This window comes from Kitasatospora sp. CB02891, from assembly GCF_002803145.1.
GTDB classification, from domain to species: Bacteria; Actinomycetota; Actinomycetes; order Streptomycetales; family Streptomycetaceae; genus Kitasatospora; species Kitasatospora griseola.
In genome coordinates this window covers 330959-353079 of the sequence record NZ_NNBO01000002.1, presented here as the reverse complement: position 1 = coordinate 353079, position 22121 = coordinate 330959, and the positions used below count along the sequence as shown (strand labels likewise).

Annotated in this window: 25 protein-coding genes; 12 read left to right on the top strand and 13 right to left on the bottom strand. The window is 74.4% G+C overall.

Going from position 1 to position 22121, the window contains the following annotated elements:
- The 4 genes from CG736_RS07005 to CG736_RS06990 all read right to left on the bottom strand — a co-directional run bounded on the left by CG736_RS07005 (position 1) and on the right by CG736_RS06990 (position 2613).
- A complete protein-coding gene (locus tag CG736_RS07005; protein ID WP_100585288.1) occupies positions 1-663 on the bottom strand; it encodes an NAD(P)H-binding protein in 663 nt (220 codons plus the stop codon).
- A 209-nt stretch (positions 664-872) separates the two neighbouring features.
- Positions 873-1424: a GNAT family N-acetyltransferase gene (locus tag CG736_RS07000; protein ID WP_100585287.1), complete on the bottom strand. Its 552-nt coding sequence runs from the start codon at positions 1422-1424 to the stop codon at positions 873-875.
- Positions 1425-1519: 95 nt separating this feature from the next.
- Entirely contained in the window at positions 1520-1876 is a 357-nt protein-coding gene (locus CG736_RS06995; protein WP_100585286.1) for a transcriptional regulator, read from the bottom strand.
- The gene (locus tag CG736_RS06990) at positions 1873-2613 is read right to left on the bottom strand and encodes a hypothetical protein (protein ID WP_157815451.1); all 741 of its coding nucleotides are present in this window, start codon (positions 2611-2613) and stop codon (positions 1873-1875) included. The genes CG736_RS06995 and CG736_RS06990 overlap by 4 nt, the downstream gene beginning before the upstream one ends.
- Before the next feature lie 135 nt (positions 2614-2748).
- Between CG736_RS06990 and CG736_RS06985 the strand changes: the two genes are divergently transcribed.
- The 4 genes from CG736_RS06985 to CG736_RS06970 all read left to right on the top strand — a co-directional run bounded on the left by CG736_RS06985 (position 2749) and on the right by CG736_RS06970 (position 5978).
- Complete coding sequence (locus tag CG736_RS06985; RefSeq protein ID WP_100585284.1) at positions 2749-3150, top strand: DUF1992 domain-containing protein; 402 nt, start codon at positions 2749-2751, stop codon at positions 3148-3150.
- Positions 3151-3205: 55 nt separating this feature from the next.
- Positions 3206-3688 carry a GNAT family N-acetyltransferase gene (locus CG736_RS06980; RefSeq protein WP_232733847.1) on the top strand — a complete coding sequence of 161 codons (483 nt, stop codon included), beginning with the start codon at positions 3206-3208 and terminating at the stop codon, positions 3686-3688.
- Between the two features lie 257 nt (positions 3689-3945).
- Positions 3946-5100 carry a Cmx/CmrA family chloramphenicol efflux MFS transporter gene (locus tag CG736_RS06975; protein ID WP_100585283.1) on the top strand — a complete coding sequence of 385 codons (1155 nt, stop codon included), beginning with the start codon at positions 3946-3948 and terminating at the stop codon, positions 5098-5100.
- Between the two features lie 182 nt (positions 5101-5282).
- On the top strand, positions 5283-5978 hold the full coding sequence (locus tag CG736_RS06970; protein ID WP_100585282.1) for a hypothetical protein: 696 nt from the start codon (positions 5283-5285) through the stop codon (positions 5976-5978).
- Positions 5979-6070: 92 nt separating this feature from the next.
- Here the strand turns inward: CG736_RS06970 and CG736_RS06965 are convergent, their stop codons facing one another.
- From CG736_RS06965 to CG736_RS06955, 3 genes are all read right to left on the bottom strand, one after another.
- On the bottom strand, positions 6071-6847 hold the full coding sequence (locus CG736_RS06965; RefSeq protein ID WP_100585281.1) for an SDR family oxidoreductase: 777 nt from the start codon (positions 6845-6847) through the stop codon (positions 6071-6073).
- A gap of 32 nt (positions 6848-6879) precedes the next feature.
- Positions 6880-8166: a cytochrome P450 gene (locus CG736_RS06960; RefSeq protein WP_100585280.1), complete on the bottom strand. Its 1287-nt coding sequence runs from the start codon at positions 8164-8166 to the stop codon at positions 6880-6882.
- 75 nt (positions 8167-8241) lie between these two features.
- Positions 8242-9228, bottom strand: a complete 987-nt coding sequence (locus CG736_RS06955; RefSeq protein ID WP_100585279.1) for an NAD-dependent epimerase/dehydratase family protein — start codon at positions 9226-9228, stop codon at positions 8242-8244.
- A 349-nt stretch (positions 9229-9577) separates the two neighbouring features.
- Here CG736_RS06955 and thrS point away from each other — a divergent pair, with 349 nt between their 5' ends.
- The 4 genes from thrS (at position 9578) to CG736_RS06935 (ending at position 13227) form a co-directional block, all read left to right on the top strand.
- On the top strand, positions 9578-10792 hold the full coding sequence (gene thrS, locus CG736_RS06950; RefSeq protein ID WP_100585278.1) for a threonine--tRNA ligase: 1215 nt from the start codon (positions 9578-9580) through the stop codon (positions 10790-10792).
- Positions 10793-10989: 197 nt separating this feature from the next.
- Complete coding sequence (locus tag CG736_RS06945) at positions 10990-11628, top strand: hypothetical protein (RefSeq protein ID WP_100585277.1); 639 nt, start codon at positions 10990-10992, stop codon at positions 11626-11628.
- A gap of 194 nt (positions 11629-11822) precedes the next feature.
- Positions 11823-12617: a thioredoxin domain-containing protein gene (locus tag CG736_RS06940; protein ID WP_100585276.1), complete on the top strand. Its 795-nt coding sequence runs from the start codon at positions 11823-11825 to the stop codon at positions 12615-12617.
- Positions 12618-12621: 4 nt separating this feature from the next.
- Positions 12622-13227 carry a vitamin K epoxide reductase family protein gene (locus CG736_RS06935; RefSeq protein ID WP_100585275.1) on the top strand — a complete coding sequence of 202 codons (606 nt, stop codon included), beginning with the start codon at positions 12622-12624 and terminating at the stop codon, positions 13225-13227.
- A gap of 63 nt (positions 13228-13290) precedes the next feature.
- On the opposite strand, the gene CG736_RS06930 is transcribed toward CG736_RS06935, so the two are convergent.
- Together CG736_RS06930 and CG736_RS06925 are read right to left on the bottom strand one after the other, a co-directional pair.
- On the bottom strand, positions 13291-13902 hold the full coding sequence (locus tag CG736_RS06930) for a TetR/AcrR family transcriptional regulator (protein ID WP_100585274.1): 612 nt from the start codon (positions 13900-13902) through the stop codon (positions 13291-13293).
- Positions 13903-13929: 27 nt separating this feature from the next.
- Positions 13930-14796, bottom strand: coding sequence for an alpha/beta fold hydrolase (locus CG736_RS06925; RefSeq protein ID WP_100585273.1), 867 nt, complete (start codon positions 14794-14796; stop codon positions 13930-13932).
- Positions 14797-14995: 199 nt separating this feature from the next.
- On the opposite strand from CG736_RS06925, the gene CG736_RS06920 reads away from it, so the two are divergent.
- Positions 14996-15490 (top strand): SRPBCC family protein, encoded by a 495-nt coding sequence (locus tag CG736_RS06920; protein WP_100585272.1) that lies wholly within the window; start codon positions 14996-14998, stop codon positions 15488-15490.
- A gap of 19 nt (positions 15491-15509) precedes the next feature.
- Here the strand turns inward: CG736_RS06920 and CG736_RS06915 are convergent, their stop codons facing one another.
- Positions 15510-17090 carry an MFS transporter gene (locus CG736_RS06915; RefSeq protein WP_100585271.1) on the bottom strand — a complete coding sequence of 527 codons (1581 nt, stop codon included), beginning with the start codon at positions 17088-17090 and terminating at the stop codon, positions 15510-15512.
- A 151-nt stretch (positions 17091-17241) separates the two neighbouring features.
- Between CG736_RS06915 and CG736_RS06910 the strand changes: the two genes are divergently transcribed.
- From CG736_RS06910 to CG736_RS06900, 3 genes are all read left to right on the top strand, one after another.
- Positions 17242-17589: a helix-turn-helix transcriptional regulator gene (locus tag CG736_RS06910; protein WP_100585270.1), complete on the top strand. Its 348-nt coding sequence runs from the start codon at positions 17242-17244 to the stop codon at positions 17587-17589.
- A 146-nt stretch (positions 17590-17735) separates the two neighbouring features.
- Entirely contained in the window at positions 17736-18365 is a 630-nt protein-coding gene (locus tag CG736_RS06905; RefSeq protein ID WP_157815450.1) for a YbhB/YbcL family Raf kinase inhibitor-like protein, read from the top strand.
- Positions 18366-18482: 117 nt separating this feature from the next.
- Entirely contained in the window at positions 18483-19133 is a 651-nt protein-coding gene (locus CG736_RS06900) for a transcriptional regulator (RefSeq protein WP_100585268.1), read from the top strand.
- On the opposite strand, the gene CG736_RS06895 is transcribed toward CG736_RS06900, so the two are convergent.
- The 3 genes from CG736_RS06895 to CG736_RS06885 all read right to left on the bottom strand — a co-directional run bounded on the left by CG736_RS06895 (position 19130) and on the right by CG736_RS06885 (position 22064).
- A complete protein-coding gene (locus tag CG736_RS06895; RefSeq protein WP_100585267.1) occupies positions 19130-19675 on the bottom strand; it encodes a GNAT family N-acetyltransferase in 546 nt (181 codons plus the stop codon). The genes CG736_RS06900 and CG736_RS06895 overlap by 4 nt on opposite strands.
- Positions 19668-20528: a nucleotidyltransferase domain-containing protein gene (locus CG736_RS06890; protein ID WP_100585266.1), complete on the bottom strand. Its 861-nt coding sequence runs from the start codon at positions 20526-20528 to the stop codon at positions 19668-19670. The genes CG736_RS06895 and CG736_RS06890 overlap by 8 nt, the downstream gene beginning before the upstream one ends.
- A 90-nt stretch (positions 20529-20618) precedes the next feature.
- Entirely contained in the window at positions 20619-22064 is a 1446-nt protein-coding gene (locus tag CG736_RS06885) for an endo-1,4-beta-xylanase (protein ID WP_100585265.1), read from the bottom strand.
- Positions 22065-22121 lie beyond the last annotated feature (57 nt).

The following is a 22121-nucleotide window of genomic DNA, read 5'->3' as shown; positions in this document are numbered from 1 at the left end:
TCAGGAACCGGCGAGCGCCGAAACCGCCTCGTCCACCGGCGAGTTGCCGGAGATCAGCTCCAGCGTGAGCCCGGCCGTCCGGGGCTCGTCGAGCAGCGCGGCGAGCACCGCGGCCACGTCGTCGCGCGGGACCTCTCCGCGCCCCGTGGCCGCGGCCAGCGTCACCCTGCCGGTGCCCGGCCGGTCGGTCAGGCGTCCGGGCCGCAGGATCGTCCAGTCCAGACCGGGACGGGACCGCACGTCGGCGTCCGCCGCCGCCTTGGCCCGCAGGTAGGCGGCGAACACCGGGTCGGTCCCCGCCGGCGGCTCACGGTCCGCCCCCATGCTGGACACCACGACGAACCGCCGCACCCCGGCCGCCTCCGCCGCGTCCGCGAACAGCACGCACGCCTCGCGGTCGACCGTCTCCTTGCGTGCCGCCCCGCTGCCCGGCCCGGCCCCGGCCGCGAACACCGCCGCGTCGGCGCCCTCCAGGTGCCCGGCGACCTCGGCGACCGTCGCCGACTCCAGGTCGCACACCACGGGCTCGGCCCCCGCCGCCAGCAACTCCTCCGCCTGCTCCGGCCTGCGGACGATCCCCGCGACCTCGTCCCCCCGGGCGCCGAGCAGCCGCTCCAGCCGCAGCGCGATCCGACCATGACCACCAGCGATGACAATGCGCATGCGCCCCACCGTATGCCCCGCCCATCACTTCCCGACGGAGGGCGACCGCCCTTCCGCCCGTCCGGGTGACGCCACGTCAACTCTCCTTCGGCCACCCGCCGGGCTCGGCACGCAGTCGGCGGTCGAGGCGAGCAGGTGCGCGACGGGGCCGCCCCGGGCCGCCGTTCACGGTCGGTCCCTCCCTCGGGAATCCGCCCGATCCGCCGCGTTCACGCCGCCCCCTCCCCCGTACCGGGCTCGTCGAGGATCCGCTCCCAGAGCAGCGAGTCCTGCCAGCGGCCGTCGAGCAGGATCGCGGCGTGGGCGACGCCGTACGGGGTGAATCCGTTGCGGCGCAGGACCCGTTGGGAGGCGAGGTTCTCCAGGTGGGTGGAGGCCTCGACGCGGTGGAGGCCGAGCCGGTCCGTCATCACGGTCAGGGCGAGGGAGACGGCGCGGCCCGCGTGGCCCTGGTTCTGGGCGGTGGTGGCGATCCAGTAGCCGAGGGAGGCGCGGCGCAGGAACGGCTGCGGGAGGATGGTCGACATGGTGATCTGGCCGATCGGTCGGTCGTCGGCGAGGACGACGCCGGGCCAGATCGTTCCCGCCTCGTGGCCGGTCAGCAGCCGGTCGATCCGTGCGGCTTGGCCCTCGGGGGTGAAGAACTCGGGGGGCTGGGCCGGTTCCCAGCGTCGGAACGCCTCGACGTCCCGGGCGTAGTGGGCGGCGATCGGGGCGGCGTCGGCGGGCGTTATCAGGCGGATGCGGGTGCTGCTGGACATGGGCTGGGTCCTCGTCACGGGCGGGCGGGCCGGAACCGGCAGCCTACGACGGACGGCCCGCGGCCGGTGGCCGGCCGCGGGCCCCGGACGGAGTGTCAACTGCTGTGCGCAGAAGGCTCCGGGCGTCCGTTCTCGATCTGCTGGATGAGGCGTTTGAGCTGGGTGACTTCGTCCTGGAGGGCGCGGTCGCCGGCGGCGGTGAGCGTCAGCCAGGTGCGGGCGCGGCGGCCCTCGTAGCCTTTTTCGACGGCGATCAGGCCGGCCTTCTCAAGGACGGTCAGGTGCTGGCTGAGGTTGCCGGCGGTGAGGCCGAGCGCGGTGCGCAGGAAGCCGAACTCGACCCGGCGGGCCTGGTGGGCGACGGTGAGGATGCCGAGGCGGACGCGCTGGTGGACGACGTCGTCCAGGCCGGTGGCAGGGTGCGGTTCGACCTGCTCGGGCGGTTCGGTCATGATGTGGTGCGTTCCCGGGGTCGTTCGGCCAGGGCGAAGCCGAGGGCGCCGAGCAGCAGGAGTGCGCCGGGGACGGCGTAGCGCGGCAGGGCGGACCACGGCGAGGTGATCGGGATGCCCGCCCAGCCGGTGCTGAGCGGGACCAGTTCGATGGCCAAGTAGAGCACGGCGAGCAGCAGCAGGACGCGGCTGCGCTCCACCCGGGCCAGCACCAGCAGCGGCAGTCCGACGGCCAGGGCGTCGCCCATCAGCCGTTGCAGGAGTCGCGTCGCCGGGGCGGCGGGGTCGAGGTGCAGGCCCCACAGGTCGAGCGGCGCGCCGGGCTGCGGCATCCCGTTCCGGGTGGCCCAGAGCGAGGTGGCGGACACTGCGGCGAGCAGCGCGATGCCGGTGAGGACGTAGGGCCGGATCGCCGTGCCGACGCCGCGGCTGCGGGCCCGGCGGACGTAGAAGACGGCGGTGGCGAGATAGGCGAGGGCGAGACCGATCGGCCAGTAGAGCGGCGAGCCCTGCCTGACCAGGGTGCAGTCGCCGCCCGCCGGGTCGCCGACGCAGGGGACGGTCAGCACCTGGTGGGTGAGGCGGGCAACCAGGATGCCGCCCGTGGTGAGGCCGCCGAGCAGCAGCAGCGGGAACCAGGTGCCGCGCTGCGCGGCACGCACCTTGCGGGTCAACTCGCCCAGTCCGGCGAGGACTTCGTGCGGGGTGCCGTTCACGGGCACCGATGCGTCTGTCATGTCGTCAGGTTTGCACAGCAAACCAGTTGGGGCAAGAGACCGTGCATCGCACCTCCGGCCCCCGGTGGGCGAGTTGGGCGTCGGCGTAGGCTCGTAGGTGAGCCATCCGGGCCGGCCGGACGGAAGGAGCAGGCCATGACGGACCGCAAACCCCCGGGCGTCGCCTTCGAGAGCTGGGTCGACCGGCAGATCCGGGAGGCCGCCGAACGCGGCGCGTTCGACGACCTGCCGGGCGCGGGAAAGCCGCTGGCCCACGAGAACCGGCCGTACCACGAGATGTGGTGGATCCGGGAGAAGCTCGAACGCGAAGGGCTGAGCTCCCTGCCGCCCTCGCTCGTCCTGCGCAACGAGCTCCACGAGGCGCTCGACGCCGCCCGGCTCGCCCCCACCGAGGCGCTGCTCCGCACCCGACTGGCCGAGGTCAACGCCCGCATCGACGCGGCCCTGCGCCGGCCGATCGACGGGCCGCCGCTCGGTGTCGCGCCGGTCGACGTCGAAGCCGCCGTCGACGAGTGGCGCCACGCCCGACACGACTGAGCCTCCGTCAGGAACCGGCTACCGCAACACCGGCGGCATGGTCCACGATGGCCGGATGGACGATCGAACCGTGCAGCTGCGGCGGATGACGCCCGCCGAGTACCAGACCGTGACGGACCGCCGGGAGGCGGAGACGGCGCGGGAGCTCGCCGCCTTCCTCCCGGAGGAGCTCGCCCGGGAACGCGCCCGCGAGGGGACCGCGCGGTTCCTCCCGGACGGCCCCGGCACGGCCGGCCACCACCTGGTGGTCGCGGAGGACGCCGCCGGCCGGGTGGTCGGCGACGCCTGGATCGGGCCGGACCTGCGCACGGCCGCTGGCGACGAGCGCGCCGCCTGGCTCTACGACCTGCACGTGGAGCCGGAATTCCGCCGTCGCGGCTTCGGGTCCGCGATCCTGCGCGCCGCCGAGGCATTGACCGCCCGGGAAGGCTGGACGGCGCTCGGGCTGAACGTGTTCGGCGGCAACGAGGCCGCGATCGCGCTGTACCGCGCCAACGGCTACCAGGTGGCGGCCATGGCGCTGCGCAAGACGGTCTGACGGCCGGTCAGCATCCGCTCGGGCGGCGGAAATCGGGATGACCGGCCGGACGGTGTTCCGGTAGCGTGCGCAGCGTGGTGAGCCCCGAGTCGGACGAGGTGGGGGTCTGCGGCCCCGCCGTCGGCCCCTGAGCACCTGAGTCCGCCTGCCGCTGCCCGCGCCGCCCCGTCGAGGGCCGCGCGGTGCGGAGGAGTGCCCCGGGCTCCGGGTGACGAGACGGCTGTCCGTTTCCTCTCCTCACCTCGGAGTACCGTGCGATGCCTCCTGCCCTGTATCTGCTCGCCCTGGCCGTGTTCGCCATGGGCACCTCGGAGTTCATGCTGTCCGGCCTGCTGCCGGATCTCGCCGCCGAGCTCGGCGTCCCCGTCGGCACGGCCGGCCTGCTGACCTCGGCCTTCGCGGTCGGCATGGTCGCGGGCGCCCCACTGATGGCGGCCCTGACGCGTCGCTGGCCGCGCCGCTCCGGGCTGTTCGGCGGCGTGGTGCTGTTCGCGGCGGCCCACGTCGTGGGCGCCACCGCGACGTCGTTCCCGGTGCTGTGCGCCGCCCGGGTGGTGGCGGCGTTCGCGAACGCCGGGTTCCTCGCGCTGGCGGTGACGGCGGCGGGCACGCTGGTCGGGCCCGAGCGGCGGGGGCGCGCCGTGGGCGTGCTGCTGTCGGGGACGACGGCGGCCACCGTGGTGGGCGTCCCGGCGGGGGCGCTGCTCGGTCAACTGCTGGGCTGGCGGGCCTCGTTCTGGGCCGTGGCGCTGCTCTGCGCACCGGCCGCCGTCGGGGTGCTGCTGGGCGTCCCCGCCGGGCGCGGGTCGGCGGACGGCCGTCCGGCGCTGCGCGCGGAGCTGGCCGCGCTCGCCCGGCCCCGGCTGCTGCACGTGCTGCTGCTGGGCGCGCTGGTGAACGCCGGGACGTTCGCCGCGTTCACCTTCCTCGCCCCCGTGGTGACCGGCCCGGCCGGGCTCGGCCGGGGCTGGGTGCCGGTGGTGCTGGTGCTGTTCGGCCTCGGCACGGTGCTCGGCATCAACGTCGCCGGGCGGCTCGCCGACCGCCACCCGCTGCGGCTGCTCGCCGTGGCGGGCCCGCTGCTGCCGCTCGGCTGGGCGGCCCTGGCCGCGCTGGCGGACCGCCCGGCCGCGCTGCCGGTCCTGGTGCCGTTGCTCGGCGCCCTCTCCTTCGCCGTCGGCGGAACGCTGATCACCCGTGTCCTGGCCACCGCCGCCACCGACGCGCCCACCATGGCCGGGGCGTACGCGACGGCCGCCCTCAACCTCGGCGCCACCATCGGCCCCCTGCTCGCCGCCGCCGCACTCCCCTCCCCCACCGGCCCCCTGTACGCCGCCGGCGCCCTCACCGCCGCCGCGCTCCTGCTCGGCCCGGCCCTCCGCGAACGGCCTCCGGCCCGGACCGCCGCCTGACCGCCCGCCCGCCTCCGCCCGCACCCGTCCCGCTCCCCGGGCCTGCACCCACCCCGGACCGCCCGCCCCACCGCCTCGCAACACCAGTCCCGGGCCTGCACATCACCCCTGGTCAGCGTCCTTGTAGAGTGCAGGCCGTCGCCCGATCGGACGATCTGATTCCACTTCAGCCAGGGGGAGCCGTGCCCGACGCCGAGGAGAAGCACCCGCAGCCGGGGATCGACAGCCTGCGGGCGATCTGGGCCGCGGGGCAGGAGCCGCAGCCGCCGGTGCCGTGGTACCGGCGGCTGACGGGGAAGCAGGTCGGCCTGACCGTCGGCGCGGTGGCCGCGCTCACCCTCGCCGGGCTGGCCCTCAACGCGATCGACGCGGAGGTGGAGCAGCGCAAGGTCGCCCTGCCGGCCGGGTTCGCGGGGCTGTCCCGGGTGACGGAGGATCAGGACCTGGCCCGGCTGCGGGCCGCGTACGAGGGGGACAACGCCAAGCGGTACGCCCCTCGGAGCCTTGAGGTGGCGGCGTACGGACAGCCGGGGGCGGTCGGCCTCGCGGAGGCGGAGCTCCTGGTGGTGGCGATGAGCGGTTCGGTGCCGGACGCCGCGCAGGCGGCCACCTGGATGCTGGGCGGCTACTCCCCCGACGGTGCCACCACGCTCCGCGACGGCACGGCCGTCACGGGCCTGCGCACCTTCGAGCCCGGCCCGCTCGGCGGCGCGATCGCCTGCGCTCTGATCGACGACAGCGACCGCGAACTCCCGGTCTGCGCCTGGGCGGACGGCTCCACCCTCGGCAGTCTGACGGACGGCACCGCCGCCCTCACCCTGGACGAACTCGCCGCCCGTACCCGCGAGTTGCGCGACCGCGCCGAGCACCGGGCCTGACCGCCGCCGCGGCGACGTCGAACGGGACGGAGCAGCGAAGGAGCGCGGACTCGGGCCGTGGCCGTGGAAGTGGCCCGCGGGACGACCGGGGACTACTGGAAGCCGCCGCTGCTCTGGAGGAGTTGGCCGTTGATCCACTGGCCGGACGGGGAGCAGAGGAAGTCGATCAGGCGGGCCGCGTCCTGCGGGGTGCCGAGGCGACCGAGGGGGGTGTGGGCGAGGACGTCGGCGCGGACGGCGTCGTCCATCCAGCCGGTGTCGGTGGGGCCGGGGTCGACCGCGTTGGCGGTGATGCCGAGGTGGGCGAGTTCGCGGGCGGCGGCGAGGGTGATCCGGTCGAGGGCGCCCTTGCTGGCGCCGTAGGGGAGGTTGCCGACGGTGTGGCCGCTGGTGAGGGCGACGATCCGGCCGGTGCCGAACGGGCCGGTGAAGCGCAGCCCGAACTCGCGGATCAGCAGCCAGCCGGCCCGGGTGTTGACGGCGAAGTGCCGGTCGAAGCTGTCCAGGGTGGTGTCGAGCAGCCCGGAGTCGACGGATTCGGCGTGGCTCATCACCAGCGCGGTGACGGGCCCGAGTTCGGCCGTCACCCGGTCGAACAGCCGGGCGGGCGTCCCGGGGTCGGCGAGGTCGGCGGGCACCGCGAGCTGCCGGGCGCCGTGCGCGCGGAGCGTCGCGCCGACGGCCTCGACGGCGTCCGGCTCGACGCCCCAGGGCATCCGGGCGTCGTACGGCGCCCAGTGGGTGTGCGCGATGTCCCAACCGGAGGCGGCGAGTTGCTCGGCGATCGCGGCGCCGATGCCGACCGTCCGGCCGACTCCCGTCACCAGGGCGACGGGACGGGCGGGGGTGTGCTGCTGACCGGTCTTCATCGCCGCCGATCCTGTCGGCCCGTCGGGCGTGCTCACAAACGGTTTTCGGCCCGGTGCAGCACGGCCCGCACCGGCCCGTCGGGGTGGACGGTCAGCCGGTAGCCGGCCTCGGTGGGCTGCTCCCGGATCTCCGGCCGGAACGCGGGGAGCAGCTCCTCCAGCAGCAGCGTCATCTCCCGGACCGCGAACTGGGCGCCGATGCAGGCGCGCGGGCCGAGGCCGAACGGGAAGTAGCTGCCGGGCGCGGGACGGCGTTCGGCGGCCAGGAAGCGCTGCGGACGGAACGTCTCCGGGTCGGGCCAGACCTCCGGGTCGCGGTGGGTCAGGTAGGGGCAGAGCAGCACCGTCGCCCCGGCGGGGACGAGGTGCCCGCCGACGGCGCCGGTCTCGGCGGCGTGCCGGGGCATCAGCCAGGCGACGGGGTAGAGCCGCAGCGTCTCGTCGATCAGCGCGCGGATCGCGGCCGCCCGCTCGGCGGAGCCCGCCGGGCCGGCCGACAGCACCAGGTCGCGCTGCTCGGGGTGGGCGTCGAGCAGCAGGAACAGCCAGCCGAGGGTGGTGGCGGTGGTCTCGTAGCCGGCCACCATCAGGGTGAGCAGTTCGTCGCGGACCAACGTCTCGTCGTAGTCGGGCAGTTCGCGGGCGGCGCGGAGCAGCACCCCGATCAGGGTGGGCTCGTCGGCCTGCCGGGCGAGCGCGATGGCGTGCTCGGCGGCGCGGTCGGCGTCGGCGACGGCCCGGCTGAAGTCGGCGTCGCTCTCGCCGGTGGCGGGCGCGAACGCGGGGATGGCGGCGAGGCTGTCCCCGGCGGCGACCAGCTGCCGGTAGGTGGGCTCGTCCAGCGGTCGGGCGGTGAGCGAGCGCCAGATCACGTCGAGCGAGAAGTACCGCAGGTCGGCGTCGAGTTCGCGCACCTCGCCGGCGTCCGCGGCGGCCCGCCAGCGGTCGGCGACGGCCGCGACGGCGGCGCGCAGCTGCGGCTCGTAGGCCCGGATCCCGCGCACGGTGAACTGCGGTTGCAGCAGCTTGCGTTGACGCCGCCAGGGCTCGCCGGCGGCGCACAGCAGGCCGTCGCCGAGCAGCACCTTCGCGCGGTGGCCGTGCTTGACGTACGTGTCGGGGTTGCGGGCCAGCACGTGCTGGACCTCCTCGGGCCCGGTGACCAGCACCACCTGCCGGTCCCCGATCCGGAACCCGGCGACCGGGCCGAGCCGCTGAGCGGCCGTCAGCAGGTCGACCAGCCGCCCGCCGTCGGCCCGCCAGCGGACCAGTTCCTCGGCGTCGAGTTCCGGAAGGGTGCTGTCCGCTGCCGTCACCATCACGTCTCTCCCCTGCCGACCCGTCCGGACGGTGCCCACCTTAACGGAGCGTGGGCACCTCGCGCCGGTGTGCGATCAGCGGGCGTTCAGCAGCCGCTCCTCCTCCGCCGGGGTGAGGCCCTCCTTCTCGGGCACGCCGCGGGCGGCGTCCCAGGCCGCGGTGTCGGCGAGGGTCTCGGCCGGCGGACGGAGCGTCAGGCCGGCGGCCAGGGCGCGCGAGATGTCGATCCGCTCGGCGGCCGCGAACTCCGGGTCGCCGTTCCACAGCGGGACGCCCATGAACGGCTCGACGCCCTCCTTCAGCAGCGTCTCGGTGTCGACCCAGACCCCTTCCACGTCGGAGCCCACGGCGGCCTGGCAGGCGGCGAAGAACTCGCCGATCGGCATGGAGCGGCCGGTGACGATGTGGACGCCGGCGCGTTCGGCGGCGACGCAGCCGAGGATCCACGCCGCGACGTCGCGGACGTCGATGAACTGGGTGGGGGCGGCCGGGTCGCCGGGCAGCAGCACCCGGCCGCCGCGCCGGAAGCGCCGCGGCCAGTAGGCGAACCGGTCGGTCGGGTCGTGCGGGCCGACGATCAGCCCGGGGCGGACGATGCTCGCGCGCTCGCCGTACGCGTCCAGCACGATCCGCTCGCAGGCGGCCTTGTTGGCGCCGTACAGCTGGATCCGCGGCAGGCCGTCGACGACCTCCAGCACCGCGCCGTCCTCGTCCTGGACGGTGGACAGGTCGGCGAACACCGAGATCGTGGAGACGAACACGTACCGGCCGACCCGGTCGCCGAGCGCGTCGACCGAGCGCCGCACCACCTCGGGCAGGTAGCCCGCGACGTCGATCACCGCGTCCCAGCGGCGTCCGTCGAGCGCGGACAGGTCCTCGGTGCGGTCCCCGATCACCGTCTCGACGCCGGCGTCGGCGAACAGCCCGGGGTCGGTCAGGCCGCGGTTGAACATCGTGACCCGGTAGCCGTCGGCCAGCGCGGCCTCGACCACGGCCCGGCCGACGAACCGCGTGCCGCCCAGGACGAGCAGGCTGGGACGGTCGGCGGAAGTGCTCTGCATGGTGGACAACTCCCTCTCGGTGGGGCATCGGAGCCGATCGGTGGCCATCCTCGGCGCGGGACGCCCACCAGGTCCAACGGATTGTCGAGTTGACCGTCCGTCAGGCGCTGGGGTCCCCCCTTCGGTCACCGGCCCGCCGCGGCCCGCCGGTCGGCGCGTCAATTCGGGTGCGGAGCGGGGGTGCGGCTGCTACCGTCCGGGGCATGAAGCGCGCTGCGATGCCGACGACGACGCCGGAGAGTGTCCCGGCGCGCTGACTGCTGTTCTGATCAAGCCCCGGGGCCGAGCGCCCGGGGCTTTCGCATGTGCGGCCGTGGCGGCTCGTCCCCCATCCGGTGAGGAGACCGCCGTGTTCGACCATCGCAAGCTGGGCCGCGAGCTGGGCCTGTTCGACACCGATCCGCTGATCGGCGCGGGTCTGCCGTTCTGGCTGCCGGACGGCGCCGTGGTGCGGCAGGGCCTGGAGGATTTCGTCCGCACCCTGGAGCGGCGTGCGGGCTACCGGCACGTGTACTCGCCGGTGCTGGGCAAGCGCGAGCTGTACGAGCTCTCCGGCCACTGGGCGCACTACCGGGACGACATGTTCCCGCCCCTGTCCATGGGCGAGGACGACCAGCTGGTGCTCCGTCCCAGCCTCTGTCCGCACCATGCCGTGATGTTCCGCTCCCGCTCCCGCAGCTACCGCGAGCTGCCGTTTCGGATGGCCGAGCTGGGCGGCATGTACCGCTCCGAGCGGTCCGGGGTGCTGGGCGGGCTGACCAGGGTGCGGGCGATCCAGCTGAACGACGGGCACATCTTCTGCACCCCGGACCAGGTGGCCGAGGAGGCGCGCGGCGCGCTGGAGCTGATCGCGGTGGCGTACCGGGCGATGGGCATCGCCCCGTCCCGCTACCGGCTGTCGCTGCCGGGCGGCGGCGGCAAGTACGTGGCCCGGCCGGAGCTGTGGGAGCGGGCGACCGCGCTGCTGGTGCGGGTGCTGGACGAGCTGGGCGTGCCGTACGAGGAGGGGGTCGGCGAGGCGGCGTTCTACGGGCCGAAGATCGACGTGCAGGTGGTGGACGCCGCGGGTCGCGAGTCGACCCTGTCGACCGTGCAGGTCGACTTCCACCAGCCCGAGCAGTTCGACCTGCACTACATCGGCCCGGACGGGGCGCGGCACCGGCCGGTGATGGTGCACCGGGCGATCATCGGCAGCGTGGAGCGGGCGGTGGCGCACCTGGTCGAGCAGCACGGCGGGGCGTTCCCGGCCTGGCTGGCGCCGGTGCAGCTGGCGGTGCTGCCGCTGGACGAGGAGCAGGCGGGCGCGGCGCGCGAGCTGGCCGCCCGCTGCCTGGAGCTCGATCTGCGGGCCGAGGTGCTGGGGGCGGACCGCGGCTCGTTGGGCGCGCGGGTCCGGGACGCCCGACTGGCCCCGTACCAGGTGGTGCTCGGGCCGCGCGAGGCCGCCGACGGCTCCCTCGCGGTGCGGCTGCGCGACGGCCGCCGGCTCGATCCGCTGCCCGCCGCGGAGGTGCTGGAGCGGATCGCGGCCAAGGTCCGGGCGCACGCCGTCGACCTGTGGTGAGACCCGCCGGGGGTGTGGCGCGGGCCACCGCGGGAACGTGACAAGTCCCACGCCGCACCCCCGGCCCGGGGCGGGCGCCGAACGCCCCGACGCCGCCCACCACTCACCGAAGTCCCCTTTATCCAGGGCTTATCCGCAGGTGAGGGGCCGAACGGCCCCTCGTGCGGGGGACCTTCGGCGTGGCATACTCCGGAGCCATGACCGGCATTCACGCGACCAGAGCCCTGCGGGGCGCGGTGTTCACCGCGCTCGCCGTGCCGCTGGCCGCGTTCGGCCAGGTGGTGATCACCGGCCGTGCCCTGCCGCTCACCCTGGTCGCCGTGGCCTGCGTCGCGGTCTTCCTGCTCGCGGTCCTGCTGGACGGCGCACGCCGCCGCTTCCTGCTGCTGTCCGCGGTGCTGGTGCCGGTGGAACTGCTGCTGAACACCGCCTTCAACCTCGGCCAGGACGCCTGTTCCCGGCCCGTCCACGGCGTGGACCTGCTGGTCTGCGGCGGCGACCGGGTCAGCGGCTCCGAACTCTTCGCGCAGTGGACGCACAACTCGGCGGGCACGCTGCGCCTGCTGGTGCTGGGCGTGCACCTGGCGGTCGCGCTGGCCGCCGCGGCCTGGCTCCGGCTCGCCGACGCCGCCCTCGACGGGGTCGGCGAGGCACTGCGCACCATGGCCCGGCTGCTGCCGCACTGCTGGCGCTCGCTGCTGCTGGCCGCCCGCCCGGCCTGCCCGGCGGCGCTGCTGCCCCGGGCCGGCGCCGAGCCCGCCCCGCGGCGTCCGCAGGACGCCGTCCACTCCCCCGCCCCGCGTCGCGGACCGCCGCAGCCGGCCTTCGCCTGCTGACGGCCCGTCACCTCGCACGACGCGTACACGGCCGTCTCCGGGCATCGCCCCCTGCCCCCTTTCTTTTCGACCCCGCACCCCGCCGGGCCGCCCGCCCCTGCTCCCGTCCGGATGGAACCACCTGACCAGGTGGGACTGCCTGCCGGAGCCGGGCCGCGTCGCGCCGCCCCGGGGCGCAGAGGAGACGGATCACCATGCCCAGCACCCACAAGTCCGCCAAGACCGTCACCGCCCGCGAGCGCCTGAAGCAGGCCCAGCAGGCGGAGGCGCTGCGCGCCAAGCGCCGCCGCACGCTCACCATCGGCGTCTCGGTGGTCGCGGCCGTCGCCGTGATCGCCGGCGGCACCACCCTCGCGGTGAACGCGTCCAAGAACTCCGACTCCGGCAGCGGCACGGTCGCCGTCCCGGCCAACGCCTCCGGCCCCGACAACACCGTGGTCGTGTACGGCAAGGCCGACGCCCCGCACACCCTGGCCGTCTACGAGGACTTCCGCTGCCCGGTCTGCGAGTCCTTCGAGACCTCGGCCGGCCCGACCGTGAAGGAACTCGCCGACCAGGGCCAGTACAAGATCGAGTACCACCTGGCCGCATTCCTCGACAACAACCTCGGCGGCAAGGGCTCGCGCACCGCGCTGGCCGCGGCGGGCGCCGCGCTGAACGAGGGCGTCGACAAGTTCAAGGCCTTCCACGACGTGCTGTACGCGAACCAGCCGTCCGAGCGCGAGGACGCGTTCGGCGACGTCAACCACATCCTGGACCTCGCCGGCCAGGTCCCCGGCCTGAAGACCGAGGCGTTCACCAAGGCCGTCACCGAGGGCACCTACAAGGGCTGGGCCGCCAAGGTCGCGAGCGCCTTCAACAAGAGCGGCGTCTCCGGCACCCCGACCGTCAAGCTCGACGGCCGGACGCTGGACGTGATCGGCAAGGACGGCAAGGCGCTCACCGGCGACCAGTTCGGCGCGCTGGTCAAGCAGAGCATCGGCGGGTGACCCGATGACCACGGCCCAGAACGCCCCGGTGGGGGCGAGTCGCCGCTTCTCGTGGCTGATCCTGCTGAGCGGACTGATCGGCCTGGCCGCGTCCGCCCAGCTCACCCTGGACAAGATCCGGCTGATCGAGAACCCGGCCTACCAGCCGAACTGCAACATCAACCCGATCATCAGCTGCGGATCGGTCATGCGCACCGAGCAGGCCGAAGTCTTCGGGTTCCCCAACCCGGTCATCGGCCTGGCCGCGTTCGGAGCCCTCGCCGCCATCGGCGCGGGCCTCCTCGCAGGCGCCTCCTACCGGCGCTGGTTCTGGCTCTCCCTCCAGGGCGGCGCCCTCGCCGGCCTCGGCTTCGTCGCCTGGCTGATCCACGAGGCCCTCTACGAGATCGGCGCCCTCTGCCCGTACTGCATGGTGGTCTGGGCCGTGGTCATCACCCTCTTCTGGTCCACCACCGTCCACAACATCCGCACCGGCGTCCTCCCCGCCCCACCCGCCCTCCGCCGGCTGGCCGCCCTCCGCCACCAGTGGCTCGTCCCGCTCGCCGTCTACCTGGCGATAGCCCTGATGATCCTGACCCGATTCTGGTACTACTGGTCGACCCTGATCTGACCGGTCGCCAGGGCCGCCCCCTCCCCGGGGGCGGCCCTTTCGGCGTTTCGAGGGGTCGGGGCGTCAGGGGATTCGCGGCGGGGCGGCCAGGGCGGCCGCGACCAGGGCGTGGACGGCGTGGTCGTCGAGGTCGCCGGCGAGGAGCAGGCCGCGGAAGAGCATCAGGCCGGCCCACATGTCGAGGAGGGTGAGGACGTCGGTGTCGGCGGGGAGGACGCCTCGGGTGACGGCGCGGCGCAGGACGGTGGCGGAGCGTTCGCGGCGGGGTTCGATCAGTTCGGTGCGCAGGCGGTGGGCGAGTTCGGGGTCGGTGGCGGCGTCCGCGATCAGGGCGGGGAGGATCGCCCGGACCTGCGGAGCGCCGTAGAGGCCGGCCAGCGCTCGGGCCACGGCGAGGATCTCGCGCGGGCTGTCGCCGAGGTCGTCCACCGGGACGTCGGGCAGCCGGGTGCGGACGGCGTCCAGGGTGAGGGCGGCCTTGTGCGGCCAGGAGCGGTAGACGGTGGCCTTGCCGACGCCGGCCTCCTGCGCGATGCCGCCGACCGTCGCCTTCGGGTAGCCGACCCGGGACAGGACCCGCAGCGTGGTCGCGAGGATCCGCTCCCGGGCCGCCAGGTCCCGGACGGGAGCGCCCTGTTCGTCGGACAGCGGGAGCAGGTTGCGCTTCTCCCCCATGGTGTGTCGCCTCCGTGGTGTCTCTGCTCAGCGACCGGCCAGCCAGCCGGTGATCAGTTCGGCGATGCCGCCGCCGGAGCGGGCCCAGCGGACGTGGTCGGCGGCTTCGCCCTCGGCGGGGACGTGGTGCCGGCGCTCCACGTCCGCGGCGGGGAGCTTGGCGACCAGCCGGTCGACCGCGGTGGCGGGGGCGAGGTGGTCGTCGGGGAGGGAGACGGCGAGCACCGGGAGGGTGAGCGCGGCGAGGGCCTGCTCGTAGTCGAGGTCGGCGCCGGTGGGCGCGTAGCGGCCGGTGCGGCCGAGGCGGGCCCAGTCGCGCATCAGTCGGGCCGGCTGGCGGCCGCCGAACCCCAGCCGGTCGCCGGGCCAGTAGCCCCACAGGGCGGCGACCAGGGCGACGAGTTGGGTGTTGGCCAGCACCCGCCAGCGGGCGGCGCCGGTGAATCCCCGGAAGTCCACCGAGCCGGACGCGACCAGCACCAGGCCGTCCACCGCCTTGGGTTCGCGCGCGGCGGCCAGCACCGCGCTCTGCCCGCCGATGCTGTGGCCGAGCAGGAACAGCGGCACGTCCCGGCCGAACCGGCCCCGGGCGGCCGCCGTCGCCGCCGGGAAGTCCCGGGACGCCAGCGAGTGGTAGCCGTGCGTCGAACGGCGGGCGGCGGGCGGACCGCTCTCGCCCTGGCCGCGCAGGTCGACCGCGACGACGGCCACCCCGCGGGCGGCCAACTCGGCGCAGAACGGCCCGTAGTAGCCGGCCGGCACCCCGAGCGCGGGCCACAGCACCAGCACCGCCGACGGCGGGCCGGCCGGCGCCGTCACCGTCGCGGCCAGCGGCTCGGCGCCGGGCACCGGTATCCGCAGCTTCTCCGGCTCCGCGATCGGCTCCGCCGCCATCGATTCCTCCGCCGTCCGTCGCCACCCGCGCCGCAGGTCGGAACGGGTCGTCTCGTCCGCACGCTAGCGACACCCCGCACGGGCCGTCAAGTGCCGTTCCGGGAGCCGGTTTTGGCCCCTTGCGAGGCGCTTCGCCGAGCGATTACAGTCCGGGACGCCCAGCCCTGCTCGCCAGTCACTTCCAGCCGCGGAGGCCCGCGTGACCCGTCAATGGACCCTCCGGGAGAGCGTCACGGTGCACGCGTCCGCCGAAGCGGTGTACGCCGCCCTCGAGGACCTGCAGAACCTGGCCCGCTGGAGCCCCGAGTGCATCGCGATCCGGCGGCTCGGCGGCGGTCCGGTCGCCGAAGGCGCCCGCTTCCTGGGCTTCAACCGCAAGGGCCTGTTCCTGTGGTTCACCGACTGCCGGGTCACCACCGCCCGGGCCGCGCAGGAGTTCGCCTTCCGGGTGTCCACATTCGGCCTGCCGGTGGCCACCTGGGGCTACCTGGTCGAACCGGAGGGGCCCGACGCCGTCCGCGTCACCGAGTACTGGGAGGACCTGCGCACCGGACGCGGCTCCCGCCTGACCGAATTCCTCGGCCGGGTCTTCACCGGCACCCGCCCCACCGACCGCGCCGCCGTCAACAGCGCCGGCATGCGCGCCACCCTCGCCCGCCTCCGCGACGCCGTCGAGGCGGCGCACCCCGCGTAGGGCAGGTCGGGCATCGGGGTCAGTCGGCCGCCGCCTGCCCGGTCCTGCGGCCCCTAAGCAGGGCCGCGATGAGCGCGAGCAGCGCCAGGCAGATGCCGCCGAGCACCCACAGGACGGTGTGGAAGGCGCCGTCGTATGCGTGGACCAGGAGGTCGGTGAAGCTGCCGCGCCGCGCCTCGGCGACGTGTCCGACCGGGCCGGAGATGTTGCCGCTCGCCACGGTGCCGGCGACGGTGGTCGGGTCGCCGGCGTCGGCGAAGTCGGCGATGCCGTCCCGGGTCCTGCCGCTGATGACGGTCGCGAGCAGCGAGCCGTAGACGGCCACGGCGACGGCCTCGCTGCCGAGGCGCAGGGTGTTGAGGAGACCGGCGGCCATGCCGGCCCGTTCCGGGGCGACGAGCGCCAGGGCCTGGCCGTCGACCAGGCCGGCCGCGAGGGCGAAGCCGGCGCCGGTGATCAGCATCGGCAGGGCGACCAGCCCGAGGTCGATCCCGGGCCGGAAGAGCTGGAGGCCGACGGCGCCGACCACCAGGAGGACCACGCTCAGGCGGATGATGCGCATCGCGGGGACGCCCCTGGCGACGAGCTTGGCGGTCACCAGCGGGAGGACCAGCATCGGGGCCGTCAGCAGCAGCATGGTCGCCCCGGCCGCGCCGCTGGACCAGCCGCCGACGGCGGTGAGGTAGCCGGGCAGGTAGGTCAGCATGGTGACGAAGCCGAAGGAGCCGGCCACCGGCACCAGGCAGAGCGCCATGAACCGGCGGTCGGTGACGATGCCCAGGTCGAGCATCGGGTGCTCCGTGCGCTGCTCCACCGCGGCGAAGACCGCGAGGACCGCGATCGTGCCGGCGAACAGGCCGAGCACGCCCGGGCTCGCCCAGCCCCACTGCGAGCCCTGGGCGATGCCGGTGGTGAGCAGCAGCATGGCGAGGACGAACAGGGCGGAGCCGCGGACGTCGATGCGCGCGCCTTCGACGCGGGTCTCCCGAACGGCGCGGCGCATGGTCGGGACGGCGAGCAGGACCAGGGCGGGCACGATCGCGTGCACGGCGAACACCCAGCGCCAGCCGGCGCTCTCGATCAGCACGCCGGAGAGCGACGGGCCGAAGGAGACGCCGACGCCGGCGACGGTGCCGAAGAGCGCGAACGCCCGGCCGCGGGCGGGACCTTCGAAGACGGTGGACAGCAGCGCGGCGCCGCAGGCGAAGATCGCGGCGCCGCCGATGCCGGCCAGGGCGCGGGCGGCGTCCAGCAGGATCACGTTGCCGGCGAACACGCTGACCAGCGAGGCGGCCGCGTAGATCGTGGCGCCGAGGGCGAAGGCGCGGACGCGGCCGATGATGTCGGCGACGGATCCCCAGGCGAGGGTGAAGCAGGCGAACGCCACGTTGAAGGCGTTGACGACCCACTGCAGGGGCACCAGGCCGGCGTCGAGGTCGGAGCCGATGTACGGCAGCGCCACACCGGTGCCGGAGATGGACATGGGGACGACGAGGACGGCCAGCAGGACGGCGACCAGGATCAACGTCTGCCGTCGGCGCCCCGACCCCTGAGGTCCGGCGCCTTCCCCGACGAGGGGAACTTCGGTCTGTGCAGCCATGGTTGAGGATGCTCCCGTTCCGGAGGACTCCGAGGACCCCGAACCTCAGGTTCGGTTTTTGTCGAACCTGAGACTGACAGGAAGCAGAGGTATCATGCAAGTCGAACCTGACCCGCGACTGCGGCGGGCGAGCGACGGGAAAGACGGAGAGATGGTCGACGCGGAAGGTCACCCGAGCCGGGACGAGATGGAGCTCACGGCGGTCCTGAACGCCCTGTCGGACCCCTTGCGGTACCGGGTCGTCCAGGAGTTCGCGGAACTGCCGGAGGGCACCGAGCGGACCTGCCTGTCCTTCGAGCTCGGGGTCTCGAAGTCCACGCTCAGCCACCACTTCCGCGTCCTGCGCGAATCCGGGCTGGTCCAGCAGATCAACCGGGGCAACAGCCGCAAGGCGCACCTGCGCCGGCAGGACCTGGAGGCACGCTTCCCGGGGCTGCTCGACCTGATCGGCCAGAACCCGCCGCCCCGGAAGGATCCGGCGGACGACGCCGACGCCTGAGCACCGCCGCGGTCGGTCACCCCGTGCGCGCGGGACGCCGGAAATCGGTGTGCAAACTCTTGACCCTCCGCCGTTCGGCGGCTTAGCTGACGGCCGCCGCCCGGTCTTTTCCGACGGGGCGTCACATCAACGACACGGGGGTCAAGTTGATCATCTCTCGCCTGCCCGCGCTCCGGACGGCGGCCGTCGCCGCCGCCGCGCTGGCCGTCAGCTGCACGCTCACCGCCGCCGCGCCCGCGAGCACCGCGGACGCCGCCTCGAAGGACCGTCTCACGCCGTTCACCCTGACCAGTCCGGACTTCCGCGACGGCGGCAAGCTGCCGGCGTGGACGGAGTTCGGCGGGCCGGGCTCCGAGGGCGCGTCGTGCCACGGCAAGAACCTCGCGCCCCAGCTGAACTGGCGCAACGCCCCGGCCGGCACGGCCGGTTACGCGCTGCTGGTGAACGACCCGGACGCCCCGCTGGCCGGCGGCTGGCACCACTGGGTGCTGTACGACATCCCGGGCTCGACCCACCGGATCGACGGCCACGGCGCCCTCCAGTTCACCCAGGGCGCCAACAGCTTCGACGTCTACGGCAGGCCGGTGGTCGGCTGGGGCGGTCCGTGCCCGCCCGCGACCGGTCAGCCGCACCACTACGTGTTCACGCTCTACGCGCTCTCCACGCCCGCCCTCCCGTCCGCGGGCCTGACGTACGAGCAGGTCACGGCCGCCATCGAGCCGTACGTCCTCGGGGCGACCAGCATCGTCGGCACCTTCGTCCGGGTGCCTGCCTGACCCTGCTGAAGCACCGCCGGTGTGGCACTCCGGCGGCTGCGGGCGCCCGCCCCTAGCATGGGCGGTGCCCGCAGCCGTCAGCAGCGGCCCTGCCGCTCGCGCGCCGGAGGTACCCCGTTGACCAGCGCACGCGAACTGTACGAACGCACCGTCGCCGAGTTGGCCCCGGCCGCCGCGCACAACCGCCTGGTCGAGCGGGTGGAGGCGGGCACCGCACCGGTCGGGGCGCTGCAGCGGATCGCCGGGGAGGAGGACCGGATCATCCGCAGCGACCGCCGCTCGTTCGCCCTGCTCGCCGCCCGCTTCGCGGACTCCGGCCCGACCGCCGCCCCGTTCTTCCTCGGGCTCTCCCAGGGCGAGGGCCAGGCGCTCGACCTGCTGCCGCCGTTCGCCGCCGCCGTCGGCCTCTCCCCCGCCGACCTGGCCGCCTACCGCCCCCGCGCGGCTGCCCAGACCTACCCGCACCACCTCGCCTGGCTGGCGCAGTTCGGCACGATTGCCGAGACCGTCCTCGCCCTGCTCGCCAACTTCGGCTTCTGGGGCGGCTACTGCGGCCGTCTCGCCGGCGCCCTCCCCCGCCGCTACGGGCTCTCCGCCGAGGCGACCGCCTTCTTCCGCTTCTTCGCCACCCTGCCCCCGGACTTCGAGCCCACCGCCCTCGGACTCCTCCAACACGCCCTCGACGAAGGCGAGTCCGCCGAGGACGCCCGGCACGCCGCCCACCTGATGCAGGCGTACGAGGCGTCCTTCTGGGCGGCGGTGCTCTAACCTGCGCTCGGCCTCAGCCGGTACACCACCGTCCGGCGGTGCGGGCCCGGCGGCAGGGTCAGGTCGTCGAAGTCCGCCGACGGGTCGTGCGTCATGCCGAGGCGTTCCGCCACGGCGCGCGACGGGGTGTTCCCCGCCGCGATCAGGGCCAGGACCTCCGGCAGCGCCAACTCCTGGAAGCCGTACCGGAGTACGGCCCGCGCCGCCTCGGTGGCGTAGCCGTGGCCCCAGGCGTCGCGGTGCAGGCGCCAGCCGGCCTCGACGCCATCGACGGGCGCCTCCTCGTCCACGGGATCGAGCCCGGCGAAGCCCAGGAACCGTCCTCCGTCGCGGAGTTGGACGGCCCACCAGCCCCAGCCGCGGTCGGCGAGCTCCGCCCGGAAGGCCGCCAGGGAGCCGGCCGAGTCGGCGCGGGTCAGCAGACTGCCGAAGTGGCGGCGCACCTCGGGGTCGGCGTTCAGCTCCGCCCAGCGGTCCAGATCGCTGTCCTTCCACTGGCGCAACAGCAGGCGGGGGGTGGTCAGTTCGACGAAATCAGCCATGTCGGACCTCCGCTCCGGCCAGCACCTCGGCCGCCAATGCCTCCGCCGCGTCCAGCACCGCGCCGAGCGCGGCCGGGTCGACGGCGCCGGGAGCGAACAGGGCCTGCGCCCGACGCTCGAAGTCCGGTGGTGCACAGGCGAGTCGGCCGGCCGAGGCGATCGCGCCCTGCTCGTTGACCAGCCATCGCCCGGCCCGGGCGTGCAGCGCGTGCACCAGCAGCCCGACCGCCCGGAACAGGCAGCCCTGCACGTGGCCGGCGTCGCCGCGCCGCGCGCCCTTGCGGGCGACCGCCAGCGCGAACGGCGCCTCCCATGCGGCGTCCGCCTCCAGACGCTTCGCCAACTCGACCGGGAATTCCCGCACTTCGGCCCGGAGCGAGGCCAGCGCGCCGTCCGGGTCGGCGAGCACCCGCCCCAGCGCCAGCTCGCCGACGTACGCGTAGGACGGCACCCCGTACGGGTGCCCGGCCTGCCGGCCGGCGAGGTAGCGGCCGGCCCGGGCCTCGACGGCGTAGTGGCGGACCCGGGCGATGTCCCGGTAGATCCAGTCGACGCGGGCCGGGCCGAGATCGAGCCAGGCGCCGCCGTCCACCCACGGTCCCCAGCCGCCGGGTTCGGTCACCTCGACGGGGTGGCCGCAGAGTTCGGCGGCGAGGGCGCGCAATGCGGCGGTGTCGAGTTCGCCGGCCCGGTAGTACAGGCCGAGGTCGTAGTCGGAGCCGTCGACGTGCGCCCCGCGGGCCCGGCTGCCGCCGAGGCAGACGCCGACGATGCCGTCGATCCGGGCGAGCCGGGCGGCGATCCGCCCGACCTCTTCCTCGATCGCTTCGCTGTTTCCGGTGTTCTCGTTCATCGTCCGTCAGGATGCCGCACCGCTCCCGCCCTCGCGAGGAGGTTTCCGTTCGGACGGGCGCGGCGCGGCCGACTGCGGCCCGACCCGGGATCAACCGACCGTGCAGGCCACTCCGTTGAGCGAGAAGCCGGTCGCGGCGGCCGGGTTGCCGGTGTGGTTGGCGTTGAACCCGAAGCCGGTGGACCCGCCCGCCGGGATGGCCGCGTTGTAGGCCAGGTCGGTGGCGGTGACCTGCCCGCTCGCGGGGCTGACGGCGGCGTTCCAGGCGCTGGTGACGGTCTGTCCGCCGGGCAGCGTGAACTTGACCGACCAGCCGTTGACGGCGCTGCCGCCGGTGTTGGTGACGGTGACGTTCTCGGTCAGGCCGGTGGCCCAGGCGTTGATCTGGGTGCTGACCCGGCACCCGGAGCCGGTCGGCGGCGTGGACGGCGAGGAGGAGGACGACGGGGACGAGGACGGCGAGGGCGAGCCCGCGGTGCCGCCGAGCGCGGTGACGGCCGAGCGGTAGGAGGCCTTCGGCTGGTAGTTGTCGTCGTACATGGTGGCGGCGCCGTAGCCGCCGAACGCGCCGGGGATCCACGAGTCGGCGTCGCCGACGCCCCACTGGGAGATGCCCACGCAGCCGCTGACGGCCAGGCAGTTGGCGATCACCGCAGCGTAGTCGGTGGCCTGCTGGGCCAGGTTCGCGGCGCTCGCGGGCACCTGCATCCGGTCGTCGAGTTCGGTGACGGCGACGTCCAGGCCGAGCGCGGCGAAGCGCTGGATGTTGGCCTTCATGGTGCTCGGGATCTGGCCGACGATGAAGTGGCTCTCCAGGCCGACGCCGTCGATCGGCACGCCCTGCGACTTGAGCGAGGAGACCAGCTGGTACATGGCGTCGCTCTTCGCGTTGACGCCTTCGATGTTGTAGTCGTTCAGGTAGAGCTTGGCGTTCGGGTCGGCGGCGTGCGCGGTGCGCAGCGCGTCCGCGATGTAGCCGCTGCCCATGGCGTTGTAGAAGGCGCTGGTGCGCAGCGAACCGTCCTCGTTGAAGGGCTCGTTGACGACGTCCCAGGAGTAGACCTGGCCCTTGTAGTGGGTGGCCTGGGTGGTGACGTGGTTCTCCATCGCGGCCTGCACCTGGGCGGTGGGCAGGCTGCTGACCCAGGACGGCAGTTGGCTGTGCCAGACCAGGGTGTGGCCGCGCACCCGCATGCTGTGGGCCTTGGCGAAGGAGACGATCTGGTCGCCGGGGCCGAAGTTGAAGGTGGTGGCGGAGGGTTGGGTGGTGTCCCACTTCATCTCGTTGCCGGGGGTGACCATGTCGAACTGGGCGCCGGCGACGGCGGTGAGCGTGGAGTTGCTCAGGTTGGACTGGGTGAGGGCGGTGCCGAAGTAGCGGCCCTTGGCCTCGGCGAGGTCGTGCAGGGTGCCGCCGGCGGCTCCGGCGGGGCCGCTGCCGAGGGTGGCGGCGGCCAGCAGTCCGCCGGCGGCGGCGACGGCGAGCGCCGCGAGGGCGCGCCCGCGCCGGTGTGCTGCGCGCAACTGTGCAGCCATGGTTCGTCCTTCCGGGGGTGGGTGGGTGGACGGACCGTACGGTCGGGTGCGCTCGCC

Coding starts and splice junctions, on each gene's coding strand:
- CG736_RS07005 (WP_100585288.1), bottom strand. CDS start 663: ATGCGCATTGTCATCGCTGGTGGTCATGGTCGGATCGCGCTGCGGCTG.
- CG736_RS07000 (WP_100585287.1), bottom strand. CDS start 1,424: ATGTCCAGCAGCACCCGCATCCGCCTGATAACGCCCGCCGACGCCGCC.
- CG736_RS06995 (WP_100585286.1), bottom strand. CDS start 1,876: ATGACCGAACCGCCCGAGCAGGTCGAACCGCACCCTGCCACCGGCCTG.
- CG736_RS06990 (WP_157815451.1), bottom strand. CDS start 2,613: ATGACAGACGCATCGGTGCCCGTGAACGGCACCCCGCACGAAGTCCTC.
- CG736_RS06985 (WP_100585284.1), top strand. CDS start 2,749: ATGACGGACCGCAAACCCCCGGGCGTCGCCTTCGAGAGCTGGGTCGAC.
- CG736_RS06980 (WP_232733847.1), top strand. CDS start 3,206: ATGGACGATCGAACCGTGCAGCTGCGGCGGATGACGCCCGCCGAGTAC.
- CG736_RS06975 (WP_100585283.1), top strand. CDS start 3,946: ATGCCTCCTGCCCTGTATCTGCTCGCCCTGGCCGTGTTCGCCATGGGC.
- CG736_RS06965 (WP_100585281.1), bottom strand. CDS start 6,847: ATGAAGACCGGTCAGCAGCACACCCCCGCCCGTCCCGTCGCCCTGGTG.
- CG736_RS06960 (WP_100585280.1), bottom strand. CDS start 8,166: ATGGTGACGGCAGCGGACAGCACCCTTCCGGAACTCGACGCCGAGGAA.
- CG736_RS06955 (WP_100585279.1), bottom strand. CDS start 9,228: ATGCAGAGCACTTCCGCCGACCGTCCCAGCCTGCTCGTCCTGGGCGGC.
- CG736_RS06945 (WP_100585277.1), top strand. CDS start 10,990: ATGACCGGCATTCACGCGACCAGAGCCCTGCGGGGCGCGGTGTTCACC.
- CG736_RS06940 (WP_100585276.1), top strand. CDS start 11,823: ATGCCCAGCACCCACAAGTCCGCCAAGACCGTCACCGCCCGCGAGCGC.
- CG736_RS06935 (WP_100585275.1), top strand. CDS start 12,622: ATGACCACGGCCCAGAACGCCCCGGTGGGGGCGAGTCGCCGCTTCTCG.
- CG736_RS06930 (WP_100585274.1), bottom strand. CDS start 13,902: ATGGGGGAGAAGCGCAACCTGCTCCCGCTGTCCGACGAACAGGGCGCT.
- CG736_RS06925 (WP_100585273.1), bottom strand. CDS start 14,796: ATGGCGGCGGAGCCGATCGCGGAGCCGGAGAAGCTGCGGATACCGGTG.
- CG736_RS06915 (WP_100585271.1), bottom strand. CDS start 17,090: ATGGCTGCACAGACCGAAGTTCCCCTCGTCGGGGAAGGCGCCGGACCT.
- CG736_RS06910 (WP_100585270.1), top strand. CDS start 17,242: ATGGTCGACGCGGAAGGTCACCCGAGCCGGGACGAGATGGAGCTCACG.
- CG736_RS06895 (WP_100585267.1), bottom strand. CDS start 19,675: ATGGCTGATTTCGTCGAACTGACCACCCCCCGCCTGCTGTTGCGCCAG.
- CG736_RS06890 (WP_100585266.1), bottom strand. CDS start 20,528: ATGAACGAGAACACCGGAAACAGCGAAGCGATCGAGGAAGAGGTCGGG.
- CG736_RS06885 (WP_100585265.1), bottom strand. CDS start 22,064: ATGGCTGCACAGTTGCGCGCAGCACACCGGCGCGGGCGCGCCCTCGCG.